At 39.3% G+C, this 4,233-nt stretch carries 4 protein-coding genes and 2 pseudogenes; 1 reads left to right on the top strand and 5 read right to left on the bottom strand.

Annotation, left to right across the window (positions count from 1 at the left end; genetic code table 11):
* The 3 genes and pseudogenes from AX660_RS23555 to AX660_RS08660 all read right to left on the bottom strand — a co-directional run.
* Positions 1-253, bottom strand: a pseudogene (locus AX660_RS23555) (IS4 family transposase); the annotation flags it as partial.
* Between the two features lie 378 nt (positions 254-631).
* Positions 632-982: a hypothetical protein gene (locus AX660_RS08665; RefSeq protein ID WP_068375635.1), complete on the bottom strand. Its 351-nt coding sequence runs from the start codon at positions 980-982 to the stop codon at positions 632-634.
* A gap of 14 nt (positions 983-996) precedes the next feature.
* The gene (locus tag AX660_RS08660; RefSeq protein WP_068375633.1) at positions 997-1,719 is read right to left on the bottom strand and encodes an outer membrane protein; all 723 of its coding nucleotides are present in this window, start codon (positions 1,717-1,719) and stop codon (positions 997-999) included.
* Positions 1,720-1,862: 143 nt separating this feature from the next.
* On the opposite strand from AX660_RS08660, the gene AX660_RS08655 reads away from it, so the two are divergent.
* Positions 1,863-2,741 carry a LysR family transcriptional regulator gene (locus tag AX660_RS08655; RefSeq protein ID WP_068375632.1) on the top strand — a complete coding sequence of 293 codons (879 nt, stop codon included), beginning with the start codon at positions 1,863-1,865 and terminating at the stop codon, positions 2,739-2,741.
* 374 nt (positions 2,742-3,115) lie between these two features.
* On the opposite strand, the gene tnpA is transcribed toward AX660_RS08655, so the two are convergent.
* Both tnpA and AX660_RS08640 read right to left on the bottom strand, forming a co-directional pair.
* Complete coding sequence (tnpA, locus tag AX660_RS08645) at positions 3,116-3,559, bottom strand: IS200/IS605 family transposase (RefSeq protein WP_068375627.1); 444 nt, start codon at positions 3,557-3,559, stop codon at positions 3,116-3,118.
* 344 nt (positions 3,560-3,903) lie between these two features.
* A pseudogene (locus AX660_RS08640) lies at positions 3,904-4,233 on the bottom strand (sulfatase); the annotation flags it as partial.

Below are 4,233 nucleotides of genomic sequence, written 5' to 3'. Positions count from 1 at the left end.
ATAGATAGCAGATGCGCGTATAAATGTAATCTGCTTCAAGCAAGAGATGTTGGTTAGAGCATAACCTGTCAGCGCGTTTGATACTGTGTTTTTCATGCGCTGTTGAGTCAATACCTCGGCCTATGGATGTGACCGTAGCAGCATTACCGGTTAGCAAGCTATGCACACAAGCGGATAAGGCTGCCTGTCTTACTTTGTGCATATTGAGGGTGACAAGTGACAGAGTATTGTTCAAGATAGTATTTGCATTCATGGCATGAGTTCATCAGTGATGTTTGGCGATTGATCTGATCATCAAATGCCATGAATGTTCCGCAAATTTTTAACTATCTGTATGATTTATCTATATTATTCGTGGGGATACTTCAGACGCTGACCCCATTTAATTCCGCTGGGCCCATTTAATTCCGCTGACCCCATTTAATTCTAGGATCTTTTGAATTACCTTCGAATTTTCATACAAACGCTAGTCTAGCGTAATTTGACTCGCGAAAAACTGACACCATTACTCTATCCTGAGTGATGGGCGCTGATGGGCTATACCAAAGTTGAATTAACGTGTCATATATATGGGGCAAGTATTACTTACCCCATATATTTTAGTGTGCTAATTATTTAATCTGCACTCGAGTTATTTAGTGTAACGTTTCATATTCATAGTGGATGTATCAATTTTTGACATGAATGTCTTGGCTGCTTTAGCCTGCATAAAACTATTCATTGAAGCATCCGCATCTTTTAATGTTTCCCAGTGAACTACCACCAACCATTCACCGTTCTCACCCTTAGCTGTTTCTCTAGAGATAAAGCCAAGCTGTTGTTTGACATGCTCTTGTTCTACCGTTTTATCAATGGCAGCAAACTCCTGATAAGTCACACCTTTATTTAGTGTGAAACTGGCTATTTCAATCACTTCTGCAAATGCAAATAGTGGCGTGGTTAATAGTGCAATACTGAGAACTAGTTTATTAATTGATTTCATTTTCTTTCTCCTAATTAAAAGTTAATTCGAACACCGATTGATAGTTCATTAGTGGCTAGATCATTAATCATAAAACCATCGGTAAATGAATCTTGACCTGTCATCACATCACCTAAAGAGGTGTATTGGTATTCAGCATAAATGCCTGCGTTTTCGGTTATTTGATAGTTAACCCCAAAACCTAAGTTCCAAGAAAACTCTGTTGAGTCGTCATCTGCGTAAGCATCATAAAAACCATCTGCCGTGCCATCAAATGGGTCAAATGCGGCTACGCCTGCGCCACCTAACTTAGCCGAGTAACTATTATCCGCTATGCCTAAACCCGCCTTAATATATGGAGTAAAAGGAGAATTGTTAGCAAAGTCGTAAAAGGCTTCAATGGTATAAGTGAAACTTTCGATTTCACCATCCAAGATATATTCTTCTCCTTCACGAGCACCTGTTCCAAACTGTTGTTGATCGAAACTACTTTCTCGATAAGCAATACGCCCTTCAACACGAAACTGTTGGTTAATTATGTAACCTACACCTATGCTGCCCACTGTGCCGTTTCCAGCATCAAATTCAGCTGGGAAATCTGCATCGACAGCAATATTATTACCGTAAGCTTGTGAGTCACTGATTTGTTGACTGGCACCCAATTGGGCTGTGCCATAAAAACCTTCTGCTTGAACGATTGATGGAGCGGTAAAAGCAAGTGCAAGGCTAATAGCTAGTGTGTGTTTAATGTTTTTCATTATTTATCCTGTTGTATTTTTTTTAACTCAAATGCAATTTTCATTTGTGGTCTTGTTTTGTTGAATTCAGGATGATCTTAGTTATTACTGATTACCTTGAATATATGCAATAATATGATTTTATAATTCCGAATATCAGAACAATGATAAATCACTTAAGACACATGGCTGTTTTTGCTAGAGTGGTAGATGAAGGATCTTTTCGTCAAGCAGCCAAAAGGTTAAATTTGGCACCATCAAGAACCAGTCAAACTGTGGCTGATCTTGAGCAATACTTAGGCGTGACTCTGTTATATAGATCAACCCGCAAGCTGGTACTGACTAATGAAGGCAGCAAGTTTTATGTTCATGCCTTAGAAATGTTAAGAAATGCAGAAGCGGGATTAAATGAGTTAAATGCGCTGTCACAACAGCACATTGGGACTTTGCGTATATCGCTTCCGGCGTTTCTCACATCTTCGACGCTTTCGACGGTTATTGCTGAATTTGCCAAACAATATCCTAAAGTCTCTCTATCTTTGACCTTCAGCGATCACATAGTGGATATTCTGAATGAAGGCATAGACATGAGTATTCGAGTGGGTTGGTTGCAAGACAGCACTATGATGGCCCGTAAACTTTATGACGGTAGGCGTTTGCTCGTCGCTAGCAAAGAATATGTAGCAACTCGCCCTACCCCCTCACACCCTACAGACTTGTTAAGTTGGGACTGGATCCGTTTTGATATTCGAACTAATTCTGTAGAATTTGAATCCGCCACTGGCGAAAAAGTTTCTATCACCGAGAATACTCGTTTTAGTGTCAACAGCGCGGATGCTTTGGCGTGTTTTGCCAAGAATCATATGGGCTTGGCTTATTTACCAGAGCATATTGTGGCTGAGGATATTAAAAAAGGGAATTTGATCCATGTGTTGCCAGACTGGAAACTTAAACCTTTGGGCTATTATGCGGTTTGGCCTAATAAATCACGGCGCGAAAACCTAACCTTACTGTTAGTACGCTTTTTAGCTGAGCATTGTTAGTTAAGCTATAAACGAAAAGTAGGCAGGTAAAAATCAAATATAAATGACCTCTATAAAGACAAAACTTGCTTACATACACCAACTTAATTAAGTTGGTGTATGGCTCTTTTCTAGCAAATATTAATCATTCTGATCCTCTATTGTAACCAGCCTGAACTTACCAGAGATTTCAGCCAAATATGCGTAAATTCGCTATTACCTCAACAGATATTTCAATCACCTATAAAGGCAATATGTATTGTTTTTTTTTAAATTTTTTTTGTGAAAACTTCCAAAAAAGTTCAATCGTTAAGTTTTACCTTTTAGTCACCGTACCTTACACAGAAGCCCCCAAGTTAAGTCTTGTAAAAGAATCGGCCGCAAGCGACCGAGTTTTAAAAGAGCCCTAACTGCCTGGCATTCTCTTCTTGGCTATCAAGCTCAATCAATTGGTTCTGGACATACTTTCTAATCGTTTCTTCATTGGCATTGCCAATTGTCTCAACGAAATAACTTTGAGTCCAAAGCTTACCTCCCCAAAAGTAACGTTTGCGTATTTCTGGGTACAACTTGAAAAACTCTCTTGCTGAAATACTTTTTATCACTTGCATTACCTGACTGGGAGCCAACTTTGGCTCCCCCTTTACCACCATATGAATATGATCTTCAGGTATTTCTAATTCCTGTATATCGAAATTATAGTCATAACCAATTTTCTTAATTATTGCCTTCATCGCTCCGCGATAAGGCTCTACAAAAACTTTACGACGATACTTTGGTATCCACACAAAGTGATACATTAATCTGTAAACATGGTGCGTATTTCTTTGAAGTTCCATGTGATTTACGCTACGCGGTTAAAACACCAGCAATGGAAAATCAAACACACACAATAAAATGGGCTTGTGCTAATAACTAGATGAGTGCCTGTCTTTTGGTATATGAGTGCGACTATGAATTACAGCGATAAACTTAAATTACAAGATTGCCGACTATTGCTATATTTTCTGACGCAATAAGGCTTATCGACAACAAAGCTTAATTAGCATTTCAATTTCGACCATGGCAGGCCAAATCTACAACAAATCTAAATCCAGACTATCAGACCTAATTAGGATCTCATCTAACTGTCAAATTCAGCAACAGCTAAGGGGGGAGCCTACATTCCCCCCTCGCCTTTTACTTACTCAACTGTATAGGGTTTACGTTCTTGGGCTTTTTGCTGCAGTTGTTGATAAAGCTCATCGTAAAATTCGTCTCGACGTTTTTTATAAGGTTCGGCTTGTAACAATACGTTTTGTTTATTGTGGCTATTCCATTCATTCCACAGGGCGGCTAACTGAGCTTGTAACTCCGGCTCTTTCCCGTATAGGTTGTTGGCTTCATAGGGATCGGCTTGCATGTCAAAAAAGCTTTTACCGACTCCGGGCAGTGTTTGATTTAAGTACTTATATTCTGGTGTGCGCAATGCCCAAATATGATCGGCTTCTTCTAAATAATAACTGGGGTCAGT

The sequence above is a fragment of the Paraglaciecola hydrolytica genome, assembly GCF_001565895.1.
Lineage (GTDB): Bacteria > Pseudomonadota > Gammaproteobacteria > Enterobacterales > Alteromonadaceae > Paraglaciecola > Paraglaciecola hydrolytica.
The sequence above is the reverse complement of the archived record's forward strand: the minus strand, read 5'-3'. Positions and strand labels throughout refer to the sequence as shown.